This is a genomic window from Chlamydophila parapsittaci (assembly GCF_006385615.1).
Taxonomy (GTDB): Bacteria; Chlamydiota; Chlamydiia; order Chlamydiales; family Chlamydiaceae; genus Chlamydia; species Chlamydia psittaci.
Genome location: NZ_CP041038.1, coordinates 587,534 through 602,518, shown reverse-complemented (window position 1 = coordinate 602,518; position 14,985 = coordinate 587,534). Strand labels below are relative to the sequence as shown.

Sequence of the window (14,985 nt, the reverse complement as noted above, 5' to 3'; positions counted from 1 at the left end):
AGCTAATTAACTAAGGGTTTGCCATCTTGATAGGGGATTTTTTTAGTAATCGTTCCTGAAGATGTGAAAAACACTGCTGTGCCACAACCTTTATCTATCTTAGAATAAGGATGTCGATCCCCAGGGCGGAAATACTCGCCTTTTACAAGCAACTCGTTGTCATATTCTTCGGTAGCCATGATCTGCCCCTCAGGATAATACAACGTTAACAGACCTGATTTTTTATTATTTATCAATTCTTTACAGCTTTCTAAAGATCCGTTGGGATACCAGGTCTTTACGGGGCCTTGTAAAATGCCGTGATTCCAAGTTAAAAGGAGTTTAGATTTTCCAGAATCGGGATAGAAAAATAGCTCTTCACCATGTTTTACGCCTTCAGATAATGTGTAGGTTTGCAGAACTTGATTGCCGAGACTATCAAATACAGTCACGTTTCCATGAGGCTCCCCACGGACGAACACCCGTGTTTCTACGATAGAATGTTTTCCATAGATCGCTTGTGTTCCGTTGCCGTTGGTGATTTCAGAAAATATTTGATGAGTTTCAGGGTCTAGGTAATAGCCTTTTAACAATAGACCGTTATCGTATTCTTCTTCCGAGAGCACAGTATTAGAGCGTTCTTCATAGCGTATGGATACACTGTGCTTTTCTCCATCTTGATATGTCTGTTTTTTTAGTAGAAATCCTTCAGATGTATACGTGAGGAAATCACCGTGAGCGCGGCCTTTGTGATAAGAGCACTCTTTCCAAACCTGACCATTAGAATGGTAGTAATATGAGGTTCCTTGGAGTAAACCCTTGTCATAATTAATAGCAGCTTCCAGTATGCCTTCGTCATTGTGCGCGAGAGTCGTTCCATGGAATAACCATCCTGATTCTGCTGAAGGATGCAGATCTGCAATTCCTCCTATGACCTCTGCTTGGATTTTGATTTTTCCATTACTATGCCATTCTCGATAACGTCCACAAGCACGGTTATTCACGCACTCAAGATACTGTTTTAATTGTCCGTTGGGGTGGTATGTTGTCAAACAAGAGACATTTTCTCCTCGTGCGTTTTTATACATACGCATGACTTTTTGATAAGGTTGAGGAGAGAGAAAATCTACTTTAGAGTATTTTTTCAGCTTCTCTTTAGAGCAAATTGTCTCCGATAAGCCATTCCTATCGATGATGTTAATTCCTGTGAGTGTGAGTTTCTCATAAGTTCCAGAGGCATACCCTGGAGTCATACAAGCACAACATAGAAGAAACAAACATAAAAATTTTCTTATAACCATCGACTTATAGCCTCAGCATTTATAGACCACACCTGATTGTTTAATGGTGTAGTATGTTTTGTCATTTCCCAATGTGTAAAGAAGGCCAAAGGTGCCTTAGGGTTATTGGCATCAAATAGATAGAAAAGTTCTTCAACATTATCACTATCAGCTTCTACGGGATTTTCCAGACGTAATGATATCAGATCATCGGCAATCTGTCCGATAAACCATATCACCTGATTGTTTGATGAGAGAAACATTTGTTTCCTGCACCACACTTCTTTACTCTGAGAAATCAAGGAATTTTCTTTGAGGGAGGCTAACCGGTCTTGCTCCCTACCTAATAGGCGAATTTGCTTACTTGCTTGGAGGAGTTCTTGGGGCTGGATATTTTTATGACGTCGTTTGAGGTGTTCATTCTTGTTCTTAATTAGGTCGAATTGATCTTTCATCAACTTTAAGGTAAGAATGTGCGAGTTTAGAGATTCCCAACGCTTTGTTGTCCGGGCATGTTTATAGACAATCCCTATAACAGGAAGGCAGCTAACTAAACTCAAAGCAATAAGAGCACAAATTAAAGACCATTTTTTCATAGGACTTCCTGGGAAACTATAGTGAATTGTAACTCAAAAGTGCGTCCGCTAGACGATGTCTGCATGATGTTAGAGAGTTTAGGGTGCATAGATATTTTGCGGAGGAATTCGGATACGTCTTCGGGATTTCCTTCTCCCTTGACAGAGATATTTGCTTTGTAGGGTAGGGTAGGATTTTGCTGCGAAGGAAACGATACCAAGGAATAACAGAAGTACGAAAGTTTCACGGAGGGGGTATTCTGCGACATCGAAGAAAGAAACAGCATAGTTTCTTTGCTTGTGGGAATTGTTGGGAGATAGGGATACTCGGAGTGAGAATTCGAAGATACAGCAGTACGCAGAGCTTCTTCTAAACCACAAAGAGATTTAGGGATTTTTGGAGTTTCCGGACACGCTAAAGCAAAGTGTTCCCGCACGCGGTGAGAAAGAGATGCCAGTTTTAAAGTAGAACCTATACCTACGATTGCTGAGGATAGCAATGCCAGTTTCCCTATAACCAGAGCGGAGCGTTTAAACCAATGCTTTTGAGATTCCGCGCAGTTAAACACGGGGTTGTAGGGTAAGACAAGAGTCCTTTTTGAGACACCGTGATATGCTGTGATAATAGCATCACCGTAATTTGCCCATTCTTCTTCCTCCAAACCAAAGGTTGTCGTTTGGCAGGCAATCAAAGGGAGAGAGAGTTTATTTTCTAAAGATTTTTTTAATCCTTCAGGAATATGTACGGTGTGAATAGCTGATAGTTCTATAGAAGGATACGTTTCTTTTACGTAATCTAGCGTTGTTACAATATTCTCGCAGTTGTCCTGGGCGTTACCAAATGACCTAGAGACTAAAACCGAGCCATTTTGGACAAAAAGGCATGAGGTCTCAGAAGAACCCGTGTAAACTAAGAAATACGCAGGAAGAGCTTTTAAGGGGGTCTGCTGCACAAAAGAGAAGATGTCTGCAGGTTGGCAAGATAGTCTATCAGGAAAAATACGCGCTTTATGTAGAAGGGCTACCTCACGTTCTGCTCTGGCTTTTTGAGTTACCCAAAGGGTAACAGGAGTTTCTCCCGACTCATTTCTTTTCCCCAACTGAGGAGCAACAACTAACGAATTCCAAGGGAAGGGTGCGTTGGTTTCTAGATCTGTTAAAGCTATTTTTAAAATATTATTTTTATTTCTTAATGAAGACAGCGAACTTCTAATTAAACTATCGGTTCCTCTTAACGAAAATGTGACAGATGATGTTAAGTATTTTTTTGGAGGCAACCATTCTTGATCTTTAGAAATCTGCTCGCAATGGGAAACTATCCATCCTTTACATGTTTTCTGCAAAATTGCTATTTTAATAGTGTGGTTTGCATCTAGGGCGACCCCTATGTGGTATATGGGCAGTTTAAAATCCATAGTACGGTGTTCTTAAAAAATAAAGGTAACCATTTTAAAGAATAAATGGCTGTTTTTCAAGAAAAACACATATTAATTGTTTATAAAGGGGAAAGGAATGTTATCTTATTTTTTGAAAGCAGCTATTAATGTTTATAGTTTTTTAATCTTAGTGTATATTCTTGCCTCTTGGGTTCCTGAATGCCACAATGCAAAATGGTATCAATACGTATATAAATTTGTAGAGCCTTATCTAGCTTTATTTAGAAGATTTATTCCGCGGATTGGCTTTATTGATATTAGCCCTTTAATTGCTCTACTCTGCTTAGAGGCTGTTCCTTTTATTGTGTTACGAACCCTAAGGTTTGTTATTCTTAATATTTTTCAGTCTCCATGGCTTCTTCAATACGTATAGGAAATATTTTATTAAAATCTCCTGTAGTTTACGCGCCTCTCGCAGGTTTTTCAGATTATCCTTACCGGAAAATGTCATCATTTTACGGTCCTCCCGCGCTAATGTTTTGTGAGATGGTTAAGGTTGAGGGTTTACACTACTCTCCTTCACGCACTCTCAAGCTTTTAGAGTACTCTGAATCTATGCGCCCCATTGGGGGACAACTTTGTGGTAGTAAGCCTGAAATGGCGGGAGAAGCTGCCAAGGTTTTGGAAGGTCTAGGCTTTGATTTAATCGACTTAAATTGTGGTTGTCCTACAGACAGGATCACAAAAGATGGCAGTGGGTCAGGATTGTTAAAATCTCCAGAACTTATTGGGAAAATTTTGGAGAAGATCATAGAGGCGGTCTCTATTCCTGTTACTGTAAAAATACGTTCCGGGTGGGACTGCAACAATATTAATGTTGAAGAAACAGTACGTATTATAAGAGATGCTGGCGCAAGCGCTGTTTTTGTGCACGGAAGAACACGAGCTCAAGGTTATGTTGGCCCTAGTAATCTTGAATACATAGCGCGAGCGAAAGCTGCCGCCGGTAAGGATTTGCCTGTATTTGGGAATGGGGATATTTTTTCTCCAGAAGCAGCTAAGCTGATGATGGACTCTACGCAGTGCGATGGTGTACTTGTTGCCCGCGGTACTATGGGAGCTCCTTGGATAGTAAGACAAATAGAAAGTTATCTTGCGAGCGGAACATATCAAAAAGTGCCTTTTTCTAAGAGAAAACAGGCTTTTATTCAGCATTTGCAGTGGGTCGAGGAATACTATCAAAGTGAAGCAAAGTTTCTTTCTGAAACGCGGAAACTTTGTGGCCACTATTTAATATCCGCTTCTAAAGTGCGTTTCCTTCGCTCAGCTTTATCTAAAGCTACATCAGTGCAAGAAGTTTATCAGCTGATTGATAACTATGAAGAAGCTGATGATGAGCACGAGGATTAATCAGATTTGAATAAATGCTGATTGAGTAGTTTTGGCAATTGGAACATATCTACAGGTTCCGGGCCAATAATTGCTTCAAACTTCTCGTCGGGCAGCAACATCTTTTTATTCTCAGGGGATTGTAGATTATGGTCCTTGATGTATTGCCAGACTTTCTTTGTGGCTTCTCCACGTCCTACAGGTTCCGGGCCAATCATCAGAGCTAGTTGAGGAGATGGTGTAAGTAAAGCTCCTGCTTTAGGGGTTTTTGGAGTCTTTCCTTCGCTTTTCTTTTTTTTAGCAGTTGTTTTAGTCGTTTTGCTGCTGGATTTTGTAGTGGCTTTTTTCTTCCCTGTGGTTTTCTTTTCGTAGGGTGTTTTTGCAGTTCCTGTGTACTTTGTAATAACAGCATCTATAGTGTTGCCTATCACACTGCAGTCAGGATATTCTGAGCAAGAATAGAATGTTTTATTGTAACGAGAACGTTTCTTTAAAATTTTCCCTGAGCAACCAATGGCAGGACAAGGAATAGCTTCTTCTTGTTCTACTTCCTCACCTTTCTTATGAATGGAAATCGTTCCACGGCATTGAGGATAGTTGAAGCATCCTAAAAATGTTCCAAAACGTCCGTGGCGGACTTTCATCTCCCCACCGCAAACAGGGCAGGGGCTATTCCAAGGTGTATCAACAGCATAATCGTCTTTGTTGAAAGCAAGTTCTTCTTCAGAAGTTTTAAAATCACACTCAGGGTATTCTGAACATCCGTAAAAATAACGATTTTTTGCCCAGATTTTAACAAGTTTTCCTTTGTGACATGCGGAACATTCGATATCGGTTATCACGCGAGGGATAACAGCTTCTTTTTCTGCAGTAGTGACTACAGGAAGAAATTGGTCCCAAAATTCTTTAAGAAGTAATTTCCAAGACTTTTTATTATCAGCAATAAGCTCTAGCTCATCTTCCATAAGAGCTGTAAAACCTATGTCCATAATCCGAGGAAAGTTGGTCTCAAGAAATTGCGAGATAATTTTCCCGAGTTCTGTAGGGCGTAACCGCTGATTTTCCTTAATAGTATACTCACGACTTTGAATTTTATTCATAATCGTTGCGTATGTAGAGGGGCGGCCAATGCCGGATTTTTCTAACTCTTTTACTAAAGAAGCTTCTGTAAACCTCGGTAGGGGTTTTGTAAAAGCTTGTTCTGCTGAAACCTTTTCCTTATCTAAAACGTCCTGGGCGTGTAGTTGAGGAAGCGATAGATTTTCTTCTTCGGTTGTATCATCATCCAGCTTTTCTTCGTATACCGCGAGAAAACCTTTAAATTTCAATAATGATCCAGAAGCACGCAAATCTATTTTTACATTCGTTGAAATCGTCATTGCTAATGTATCATAAATCGCAGGATTCATCTGGGAAGCAACAAAACGTTTCCAAATAAGAGAATAAAGCTTGAGTTGATCATCGGAGAGTTTCCCTTCAAGCTTATCGGGAGATAAATGGATGTCTGTAGGGCGAATAGCTTCATGGGCGTCTTGAGTCATCTTTTTTGTCGTGTAGACATTAGGAGACTTCGGAAGGTATTCTTGCCCAAATGTGTTGTGTATATAATCTCTGACGTTATTTAATGCCTCAGGATCAATACGTACAGAATCTGTACGCATATAAGTAATTAATCCTGTAGCATCTTCGTTATCTAACTCGACACCTTCATATAATGTCTGAGCTACTGACATCGTTTTAGAAGAAGAAAATCTGAAATGACGACTTGCTTCTTGTTGCAAGGTGGATGTAATAAATGGTGGCGCGGCATTACGTCGTTTTTCTTTCGCTTCTACGCGAGTCACTCTATAGGAAGCGTCTTCTAACAGATCAACATAATGTTGAGCTTGAGTTTCAGAGTTAATTAATAAAATTTCATCTTCGGTTTTCCCCTTAGGGAGTTCTTTTTCCCACTTTTTCCCGTCAGCAGAATATAGGTGGGCCCAGAATGTCTTAGATGTTTTAGGGTCTTGGAGGAAAACACGCACATTCCAATATTCGGTAGGTACAAAGGCTTCGATAGCTTTTTCACGATCAACGACAAGCTTGAGTGCTACGGATTGCACGCGTCCTGCAGATATACCCGATCTTTGTTGTAGCTTACGACTTAAAATAGGAGAAATTTTATAACCAACGATACGATCTAACAGGCGACGAGCTTGTTGAGCATTTACTAAAGCCATATCGATTTCTCGAGGATGCTTTAGAGCTTCATTAACAGCACCTTTGGTAATTGCATTGAAGGATATCCTTTGGATATGCGTATTTTCAGGAAGCTGATTTGCAATATGCCAGGCAATCGCTTCTCCTTCTCGGTCCGGGTCAGGAGAGAGATAGACAATATCACAACTGGAGGCTAATTTACAAATTTGACTGATAACTTCTTGTTTATCAGGAAGAACTTGATAGTCAGGTTCGAAATCATGTTCGATATCGATACCAAATTCCTTGGCGGGAAGGTCAACAACATGTCCTAGTGAGGAAGCAAAAATAAAACCTTTCCCTAAGAGTTTTTGCAAGGTTTTAATTTTAGCGGGAGATTCCACTACGATTAAGGATTTTTTCATTTATATTAAATGGCGAACTCCGCATTTTACTTGGAGTAAAACCGCCTCTCCTTTTTTATTGTTTTTATTCCCTATCTAAAAAAAATCCTCATGCAAGCAACGATTATTTAATGCAAGCTTTCACTACTGATACGTATTTCAGCTCACTTTAAATAACGGACAAACTAGAAACTTTGACAATAACCTGCTTATATGAAGAGGAAATCTTCAAAATAAAGAAGGGTTATAAATAGGTAATTTTATTTTTTCTCTTAGAAGAAAAAATCGCTGACTATAGAGACTTTCATGTCTCTATAATTTCTATGATTTGTAAAGCTTGATCTTCATATAAACATATAAAAACCGCAAAACTCAAATTCTTCAATAGAGATTAAACCAGAGGGCCTGGCATGTCCTAATCGTTATTCAGTATGAAGTAGATTCTTTTCAAGGGAATAATGTAGTACTTAAGAAATGTAGCTCTATACGAAAACTTTAATAAGAATAATTCTTGTTTTTGAAAGATGAGATGATAAGAAGCAAATCATTACATCTAATGAGAATATTTACTCAAAAAATGCTTACTGTTGATTTGTTAAAGTTTTTGATTTTAACAACGGATAAGAAGAAATTCTGATAGCATGAGTATCTTAGAAATATGGAACTAAAACGTGGAAAAGTTTGAGTTTTTAATTCCTCCAAAAACTTTGGAAGATGACCTCCTGGATTTGAACAAACAAGGAATACTCGCTGGGCCTGAAGAATTAAAACTGCCTTTTTTATATCGCGCTCAAGATATTATTGATAACGCTCCTGATTATCCCACAGCATTCCCTCCGAGATTACAAGAGATTTTTGATATTAATCCTACACATTTAGAAGTCATATATTCTAATGAAGGAATGGATGTTTGGGAGGCTGGGTGCACATGGATAACCAATAACCATGTCACCATACAGCTGCGCAAACATCTACGTAAAGCTGCACGTTGGTTTTATATGTATTCTAAAGAAGAAATTCTTTCTCATGAAGCCGTACATGCAGCACGTATGAAGTTTTATGAACCTATGTTTGAAGAGGTTTTAGCTTATCAAACCTCGCCAAAAGTTTGGAGACGCTTTTTAGGACCGTTATTTCGTTCCCCAGGAGAGAGCTATTGCTTATTTTTCTTTGTTCTTTCTGGGTTAGGGTTAGCTTTATGGTCTCCTTTAGCAGGTCTTGCCTGTATTCTTTCTACACCTGTGTATTTCGGAACAAGATTATTGATTGTACAGAGCTATTTTCGTCGTGCTATGAAGAAAATCCGCAAAATGCTGGGGATTCCTCCTTTATGGGTAATGCTAAGACTTACAGATGCTGAGATTCGTATGTTTGCAACACAACCTATTCCGGTTCTTGAAAAATACGCTAGAGAACAGAAATTAGAAAGCGTTCGCTGGCAGCAAATCTATGTAGCGTACTTTACCTAATTGCTAAAATGTAAAACCGCTTTACATTTGTGAATGTACTTTTCTTTTATGCGCAGGGAGAATTTTTAATTGTGTTCGGTATTTAGCTACCGTACGACGGGCACATTGGATGCCCTGTTGTGAGATACGTTTGCTAATATCAGCGTCAGACAAAGGTGTTGTTTCAGAGGTTACCCATTGATGAATCCATTGTAATATAGTTTCTTTGGATTGAGAATCACTAGTACTTACAGGACGAGGGAAGAGGTGTTTCAGAGGTATGATACCTATAGGGCCTGCCAAGGTTTTATTTTCTATAGCACGAAATATCGTAGATTCATGATAGGGCAATTCTTCCGATAGATTTTTTACAGACAACGGCTTAGGGCAGGATGTTTTGCCCAAGAGAAAGTTTTCTTGATGAGGAAGGATTTTCTCAACAATCGAAAACAATGTTTGTTCTCGTTTTCTTAAGTTTTTAATCAGCCATTTAGCAGAAAGAATTTGCTGTGTGAGGGTCTTTTTTTCCTCTCTAGGTAACTGTTCATAAATGTGAAATACTTCGCTATTCAGTTTTATAGGAGGTAGTCCTTTGGAACTGATTTGAATCTCCCAAACCCGATCTTTTTTAGCGACATAGACGTCAGGAAGCGCGGGTTGTATATTGGAGGAGGACGCATATCCTTTGGCAGGGCACCACGGGATTGTGGTTAATGCATTTTTAAGAGCATGTCTTAAGTCTGCAGGGGAGCAGTGACATTTCTTTGCTATACGGAGGAAGTCACAGTTAATCAAAAGAGAGTAGTGCTCTTTGATAATCTTGTAAGCAAGGGTGTGTGGGGAGCCTTCTAAATGGAGAAGCCAATAATCTTGTAGAGATGGAGAAGCAATACCTAGAGGATGGAAATATTGAATCGTTTTCCATACTTTATTCACGGCCTCTAGAGACACTTCAAGTTGTAGCGAGAGTTCTTCAGGAGAAGAAAGAAACAAACCTTGATCTGAGAGATTTCCTATAATGTGTTGAGCAATAAGCAGATCTTCAGGACGATCAAAAGTTTGTTGCACCTGTGTGAGAAGATGGGAAAATAAAGATTCAGGACGAGAATAGGAAGCATCCACGGAAGGGAATGAAGAACATGTGGACCATTCTTCCTCTTCTAGAGAAGAGATATCGAAAAATGGGTTATGAATGATTTGTTGAAGTATATAGGAGGAGAGTTCTGTAATCGGAGATTGTAACATTTGCAATCCCTGCTGCATACGCAGCGAGGGAAGGTAGTTAAGAGAAAGCTTTTGATGGTGCTGAAACATACCTAATGTACTTGAATCAAGTAATCTCTAGGGATTTCCTTAAGAAAACGACTCGGTTTCATGACACGCACTGTGCCCCAAAGAAAACGAGTTTGTGCTGCTGTTAAGTAAAGGAGATCTTGGGCTCTAGTGATTCCTACGTAACATAGACGTCGTTCTTCTTCAAGATTTTCATAACTACCTTTAGAGTTTGCATGAGGGAAGAGGTTCTCTTCCAATCCTACAACAAAAGCTATGCGGAATTCTAAACCCTTACCATTGTGAATTGTCATGAGATTTACACGATCTGCAACGAGTTCCGTGTCATCAGTAGAACTTTTTAAAGCAAGATCATCTAGGAAATTTTCTAAGGTTCCATCTGTATTTTGCTGTTCCCACTCAAAAGTTTTTGAAGCGAGTTCGTCAAGATTGCTTTTCCGATCTTCAAAAGTATCAGGATCTTCCTTTAATACTTGGAAATATCCAGTGATGCGTATTGTAGCGACAACAAACTCATTAAGAGGAAGGGTTGCATAAGCATGTTCGAGTTGTTGGAAAATACTGAGATACTCCCTCAAACCTTCTTGTTGTTTCTTAGAGAGTTTCACATCTTGAGTTTTTAAAACGTTGTTACATGCTTCTAAAATCGGCAAATTATTTGTGAGAGCATACTCAATTAAAGAGGAAATCGTAGAAGGACCTAGCCCTCTTTTAGGAAGATTGACTGTCCTATCAAAAGCAACAACGTCGGATTTCGCAGTGAACATTCTTAAAAAAGCCAAGATATCTTGAATTTCTTTGCGTTTGTAAAATGAAAGACCGCCAAGAATTTCATAGGGAATACGTCTACGTAATAAAGCGTCTTCGAAAGTTCTAGATTGGAAGTTTGTCCTATAAAAAATGCAGATATCGCTAAGGGGAATCTGAGATCTTCTATGCAGACGGCTGATTTCATCAGCTACAAATTCGGCTTCTTCTTTATCTGTTTTCCCTAAGAATACACGGATTTTTTCTCCAGGGCCTTTTACGCTGCGTAGGTCTTTCTTCAATCGTGAAGCGTTGTTTTGAATTAGAGCATTGGCAGCATTAAGAATATTTCCGTAACTCCGGTAGTTATCTTCTAAGCGAAGAACAAGGGCTCGAGGATAATCTTTTTCAAAGTTTAAAATATTATGAATATTTGCCCCGCGCCAAGAGTAAATCGATTGGTCGGGATCTCCCACTGCAAATATATTTTGATGTTTCCCAGCTATTGTCTGAGCTATTTTATATTGTGCGTGGTTCGTATCTTGATACTCGTCAATTAAAAGAGCCTTCCATAATTCACTGTATTCTTTTCTGACCTCAGGAAACTCCTGAAATAGTCGTACTGTAAGAAATAACAAATCATCAAAATCTAAAGCATTGGCTTCATGTAAACGTTGCTGATATTCTTTATAAATAGAAACCACGGGATCTATATATTCTTCGGGATCCAGGTCCTCAGGGGAAAGCAAACGGTTTTTTGCTTGTGAGATATGATATTGTATGGAACTGCTTAGAGTTTTCTTTAAATTAAATTTCTGTAAACATTGTTTGAGCAGTTTGTCAGTATCGCTTTGATCATAGATAATAAAATTATTTTCTCTATTTAGTGCTTGTATAGACCTGCGTAAAATAAATACCCCTAAGCTGTGGAATGTACATACCATAGGAATGTCAGAACCATGAGCTTGAGGGCATAAATGTAAAATACGTTCTTTAAGTTCTTTCGCTGCTTTATTAGTAAAAGTTACTGCAAGGATCTCTTTAGGGGCGATACCTTCGTTAATGAGATGAAGGATGCGGCAAGTTACCACACGAGTTTTTCCTGCTCCGGCTCCAGCGAGAACTAAAATCGGACTTAGTGGTGAAGTTACTGCTGCGACTTGTGCTTCGTTTAATTCTGAAGTAAGCATAGTGGTATCCTAATTTAATAGCTTCTGACTGAAAAAAAATCAGGATCCCTGAAGCTAAAATAATCTAAGAAGGTTAATATATTTTTATTTTCAAATAATAAAAGTAGGCGGTTTATGCAGAATGCCTTTACTATAGACCAGCTTCCTTTGTCTTGGCAAGAGCAGCTTGAAAATGAATGGTCTCAACCCTACATGTATAAGCTTAGGGAATTTTTACAGTCCGAGTATTCGCAGAAAACCATCTACCCTGCAAAAGACAATATCTTTACTGCATTAAAAAGCACACCTTTTGATTCTGTGCGTGTTGTTATTCTTGGTCAAGATCCTTATCCTGGAGAAGGACAAGCACACGGATTAAGTTTTAGTGTTCCTCAAGGTGTGCGCTTGCCTCCTTCTCTTGTGAATATCTTTAAAGAATTACACACAGACTTGGGAGTACAAAATACCACGGGATGTTTACAGGCCTGGGCGAATCAAGGGATCTTATTGTTAAATACTATATTGACTGTGCGTGCCGGCTCTCCTTTTTCCCATGCGGGTCGGGGATGGGAACAGTTTACTGATGCAATTGTTACCAAACTCATAGAAAACCGATCTCATGTTATTTTTGTTTTATGGGGGAATGCTGCAAGGAAGAAATGTGATTTGCTGTTTCGTTCCACACATAAACATGCAATTTTAGCATCTGCGCATCCCTCCCCTTTATCGGCACATCGTGGCTTTTTTGGTTGTTCGCACTTTTCAAAAATTAACTACCTGCTTAAAAAGCTGAATAAGCCCATGATTAATTGGAAGCTCCCATGAATGAAGGTATTCAAACGGTTTCTTTTAACAAGACCCACCGACTTACAGCGAAATCTACAGTGAGTTTAGAAATGCCTGTAGCTACACAGAAACTTCAAGGAAAAGAAGGCATGCCAGCAGCGGCAAGTTTAGAAGCAGATTTTTTAAGAGCAGAAGCTATACTTGCAGAGATGCGAGAAATCCGCGGCTGCTTAGAACATTCATTGGAAATGTTAATTCCTAGAGACTAGCTGTTTCTCTAACAGGTCTTGTAAATAAGGAGCGAGCTTTTGTAAAGCTTTAGCTCTGTGAGAGACTTGATTTTTTATATCTTCGGAAAGTTCAGCGAACGTCTGTTTGTAGTCATATTTTAAAAATAAAGAGTCATAACCAAAACCCGAAGAGCCTTTTTCTTGATGGCTAATATAGCCTTCACAAATCCCACGAGTCTTAAAGAATTTTCCTTCAGGCGAAGCAAGCACAATGCAACATTCAAAATAAGCAGAACGATCTACGATGCTTTCTAAAGATTGCATTTCTTGCAGAAGTTTTTTTCTGTGGTCTTTATCACAAGCATCTTCTCCGGCAAAAGTCGCTGATAGCTTGCCAGGAAGCCCATTTAATGCAGGGACCATAAGCATAGTGTCATCCGCGATTACCCAAGAGTTCAGTTCTCTTGCTGCGTGGAGACCTTTTGCTAGAGCGTTTTCTTCGGGAAGACAACCTACTTCTTTAGGAGAGCGGTAGTTAGGGAAATCCGTTAATGAGAAAATGTCAAAGCTTCCTAATTGTTTTAAAAAAGTCTTGGTTTCTCGTATTTTATAACCGTGGGAGCTAGCAATCACTATCTTCATGGGTTTCTCCTTAGCAAAAGGGAAAGAGCAAATAACTAACAGTTTCTGTCTCGTGTAGAATTACATTAGTAATTTTGTCGATTGTAGTGCCTTTCGCGATTATATTACAAAATAATCGAAATAGGCGCACCTACACAACTATTAGCAAGGTTGCATAAAGTTATCTTTTTTGCTAGCAGTACTTAACCAACATGCAAACTATCAAAATGTTATTTTTATAATCAGATAGGTTTTATGAGACTCATACGCTCATTTTTAATTTTATTATGTTTATTTCCTTGCTTAGGGTTCCCTCAAGTGTCAGTGGGACTAGATCGTATTTTTAACGATGAGCCGTATCTTTCTTGGATTCGTGATAAGAAAATAACATTAATATCTCACAATGCTGCTATTAACCATGAGGGGAAAGATTCCCTCTCTGCTTTTCTAGAACATCGTGATCTATGTTCTTTGAATGTTCTCTGTACTTTAGAACATGGATATTATGGAACTGCACCGGCAGAAACTCCTGGAACAGCTCCGAAGGTTCAGGGATTACACATAGTTTCATTATATGGTGTTAAAGAGGTTCCTGAGCATGCTGTACAGGGGAGTGATGTTTTAATATATGATGTGCAGGATATAGGAGTGCGTTCGTATACTTTCATCACTTCCTTGCTTCATCTGGTGCGTGCAGCACAAAAGTACAAAAAACACCTCATCATTTTAGATCGCCCGAATCCTATGGGCGGTAAGATAATAGATGGCCCTATGCCGATATCTCAATCGGAGTATGCTCCTGAAATTCCCTATTGTTACGGAATGACTCCTGGAGAATTAGCACTTTTTTATAAAGCGAAATACGCCCCCTATGCTGATGTGTCGGTAGTTCCTATGCAGGGATGGAAGCGCTCTATGACATTTTCGCAGACAGGATTAAATTGGATTCCTACTAGTCCACAAATTCCTGATGCGCAAACGGCATTTTTTTATGCAGCAACAGGAATTATCGGAGCCTTGTCTATATCCAGTATTGGCATAGGCTATACCCTTCCTTTTCGATTGATTGGTGCTCCTTGGATGGATGGGAATCTTGTTGCTAAAAAACTAAATGAAGCGCGCTTGCCGGGAATCACATTTTATCCTTTTTGTTACGAACCTTTTTTTGGCAAATATAAAATGGAGCTTTGCTCAGGTGTTTTGCTTGTATTAGATAAACCTGGAGAGTTTCTTCCTATGGAAACGCAAATTACAATTTTAGGAACTTTGAAAACTCTTTATCCTAAACAAGTGGAGAATGCCTTTAACGCTTTAGAGAAAATTCCTTTGCGAAAAAACTCTATATATCGTTGTTTAGGCGAAGAAACATTTCTGCATATCTGCCAGAAAGAACGCTATATTATTTGGCCGTTAAAAAAGTTGTGTACTGAGGGGAGAACAAAGTTCCAAAGTACACGTAAGCCTTTCTTAATAGCTGATTATGGTGAAGAAGAGTAATTTTTTCTCT

13 protein-coding genes are annotated in these 14,985 nt (G+C 39.1%); 6 read left to right on the top strand and 7 right to left on the bottom strand.

Annotated features, from left to right (window positions below; genetic code table 11):
- Nucleotides 1-2 precede the first annotated feature (2 nt).
- The 3 genes from FI836_RS02590 to FI836_RS02580 are packed head-to-tail and all read right to left on the bottom strand — an operon-like array spanning nt 3 to nt 3,249.
- On the bottom strand, nt 3-1,280 hold the full coding sequence (locus FI836_RS02590; protein ID WP_033887528.1) for a toxin-antitoxin system YwqK family antitoxin: 1,278 nt from the start codon (nt 1,278-1,280) through the stop codon (nt 3-5).
- A complete protein-coding gene (locus tag FI836_RS02585) occupies nt 1,271-1,855 on the bottom strand; it encodes a hypothetical protein (RefSeq protein ID WP_006343652.1) in 585 nt (194 codons plus the stop codon). The genes FI836_RS02590 and FI836_RS02585 overlap by 10 nt, the downstream gene beginning before the upstream one ends.
- Complete coding sequence (locus FI836_RS02580; RefSeq protein WP_006343651.1) at nt 1,852-3,249, bottom strand: hypothetical protein; 1,398 nt, start codon at nt 3,247-3,249, stop codon at nt 1,852-1,854. The genes FI836_RS02585 and FI836_RS02580 overlap by 4 nt, the downstream gene beginning before the upstream one ends.
- A 97-nt stretch (nt 3,250-3,346) precedes the next feature.
- Between FI836_RS02580 and FI836_RS02575 the strand changes: the two genes are divergently transcribed.
- Nucleotides 3,347-3,643: a YggT family protein gene (locus FI836_RS02575; RefSeq protein WP_013462761.1), complete on the top strand. Its 297-nt coding sequence runs from the start codon at nt 3,347-3,349 to the stop codon at nt 3,641-3,643.
- Nucleotides 3,622-4,620 (top strand): tRNA dihydrouridine synthase DusB, encoded by a 999-nt coding sequence (dusB, locus tag FI836_RS02570; protein ID WP_006343650.1) that lies wholly within the window; start codon nt 3,622-3,624, stop codon nt 4,618-4,620. Before FI836_RS02575 ends, dusB begins: the two co-directional genes overlap by 22 nt.
- On the opposite strand, the gene topA is transcribed toward dusB, so the two are convergent.
- A complete protein-coding gene (gene topA, locus FI836_RS02565; protein WP_006343649.1) occupies nt 4,617-7,205 on the bottom strand; it encodes a type I DNA topoisomerase in 2,589 nt (862 codons plus the stop codon). The two genes, dusB and topA, sit on opposite strands and share 4 nt — an antisense overlap.
- 650 nt (nt 7,206-7,855) lie before the next feature.
- Here topA and FI836_RS02560 point away from each other — a divergent pair.
- Nucleotides 7,856-8,653 (top strand): hypothetical protein, encoded by a 798-nt coding sequence (locus FI836_RS02560; protein ID WP_014944080.1) that lies wholly within the window; start codon nt 7,856-7,858, stop codon nt 8,651-8,653.
- A 21-nt stretch (nt 8,654-8,674) separates the two neighbouring features.
- Here the strand turns inward: FI836_RS02560 and rpoN are convergent, their stop codons facing one another.
- Together rpoN and FI836_RS02550 are read right to left on the bottom strand one after the other, a co-directional pair.
- Nucleotides 8,675-9,946, bottom strand: coding sequence for an RNA polymerase factor sigma-54 (gene rpoN / locus FI836_RS02555; RefSeq protein ID WP_014944079.1), 1,272 nt, complete (start codon nt 9,944-9,946; stop codon nt 8,675-8,677).
- Nucleotides 9,947-9,948: 2 nt separating this feature from the next.
- Complete coding sequence (locus FI836_RS02550) at nt 9,949-11,862, bottom strand: ATP-dependent helicase (RefSeq protein WP_006343646.1); 1,914 nt, start codon at nt 11,860-11,862, stop codon at nt 9,949-9,951.
- Nucleotides 11,863-11,976: 114 nt separating this feature from the next.
- Between FI836_RS02550 and ung the strand changes: the two genes are divergently transcribed.
- Nucleotides 11,977-12,666: a uracil-DNA glycosylase gene (ung, locus tag FI836_RS02545; RefSeq protein ID WP_014944078.1), complete on the top strand. Its 690-nt coding sequence runs from the start codon at nt 11,977-11,979 to the stop codon at nt 12,664-12,666.
- The gene (locus FI836_RS02540; protein WP_006343644.1) at nt 12,663-12,896 is read left to right on the top strand and encodes a hypothetical protein; all 234 of its coding nucleotides are present in this window, start codon (nt 12,663-12,665) and stop codon (nt 12,894-12,896) included. The genes ung and FI836_RS02540 overlap by 4 nt, the downstream gene beginning before the upstream one ends.
- Here FI836_RS02540 and rdgB read toward each other — a convergent pair.
- Nucleotides 12,879-13,499, bottom strand: a complete 621-nt coding sequence (gene rdgB / locus FI836_RS02535; RefSeq protein ID WP_006343643.1) for an RdgB/HAM1 family non-canonical purine NTP pyrophosphatase — start codon at nt 13,497-13,499, stop codon at nt 12,879-12,881. The two genes, FI836_RS02540 and rdgB, sit on opposite strands and share 18 nt — an antisense overlap.
- A gap of 234 nt (nt 13,500-13,733) precedes the next feature.
- Here rdgB and FI836_RS02530 point away from each other — a divergent pair, with 234 nt between their 5' ends.
- A complete protein-coding gene (locus tag FI836_RS02530) occupies nt 13,734-14,975 on the top strand; it encodes a DUF1343 domain-containing protein (RefSeq protein ID WP_014944077.1) in 1,242 nt (413 codons plus the stop codon).
- Nucleotides 14,976-14,985 lie beyond the last annotated feature (10 nt).

Coding starts and splice junctions, on each gene's coding strand:
- FI836_RS02590 (WP_033887528.1), bottom strand. CDS start 1,280: ATGGTTATAAGAAAATTTTTATGTTTGTTTCTTCTATGTTGTGCTTGT.
- FI836_RS02585 (WP_006343652.1), bottom strand. CDS start 1,855: ATGAAAAAATGGTCTTTAATTTGTGCTCTTATTGCTTTGAGTTTAGTT.
- FI836_RS02580 (WP_006343651.1), bottom strand. CDS start 3,249: ATGGATTTTAAACTGCCCATATACCACATAGGGGTCGCCCTAGATGCA.
- FI836_RS02575 (WP_013462761.1), top strand. CDS start 3,347: ATGTTATCTTATTTTTTGAAAGCAGCTATTAATGTTTATAGTTTTTTA.
- dusB (WP_006343650.1), top strand. CDS start 3,622: ATGGCTTCTTCAATACGTATAGGAAATATTTTATTAAAATCTCCTGTA.
- topA (WP_006343649.1), bottom strand. CDS start 7,205: ATGAAAAAATCCTTAATCGTAGTGGAATCTCCCGCTAAAATTAAAACC.
- rpoN (WP_014944079.1), bottom strand. CDS start 9,946: ATGTTTCAGCACCATCAAAAGCTTTCTCTTAACTACCTTCCCTCGCTG.
- FI836_RS02550 (WP_006343646.1), bottom strand. CDS start 11,862: ATGCTTACTTCAGAATTAAACGAAGCACAAGTCGCAGCAGTAACTTCA.
- ung (WP_014944078.1), top strand. CDS start 11,977: ATGCAGAATGCCTTTACTATAGACCAGCTTCCTTTGTCTTGGCAAGAG.
- FI836_RS02540 (WP_006343644.1), top strand. CDS start 12,663: ATGAATGAAGGTATTCAAACGGTTTCTTTTAACAAGACCCACCGACTT.
- rdgB (WP_006343643.1), bottom strand. CDS start 13,499: ATGAAGATAGTGATTGCTAGCTCCCACGGTTATAAAATACGAGAAACC.
- FI836_RS02530 (WP_014944077.1), top strand. CDS start 13,734: ATGAGACTCATACGCTCATTTTTAATTTTATTATGTTTATTTCCTTGC.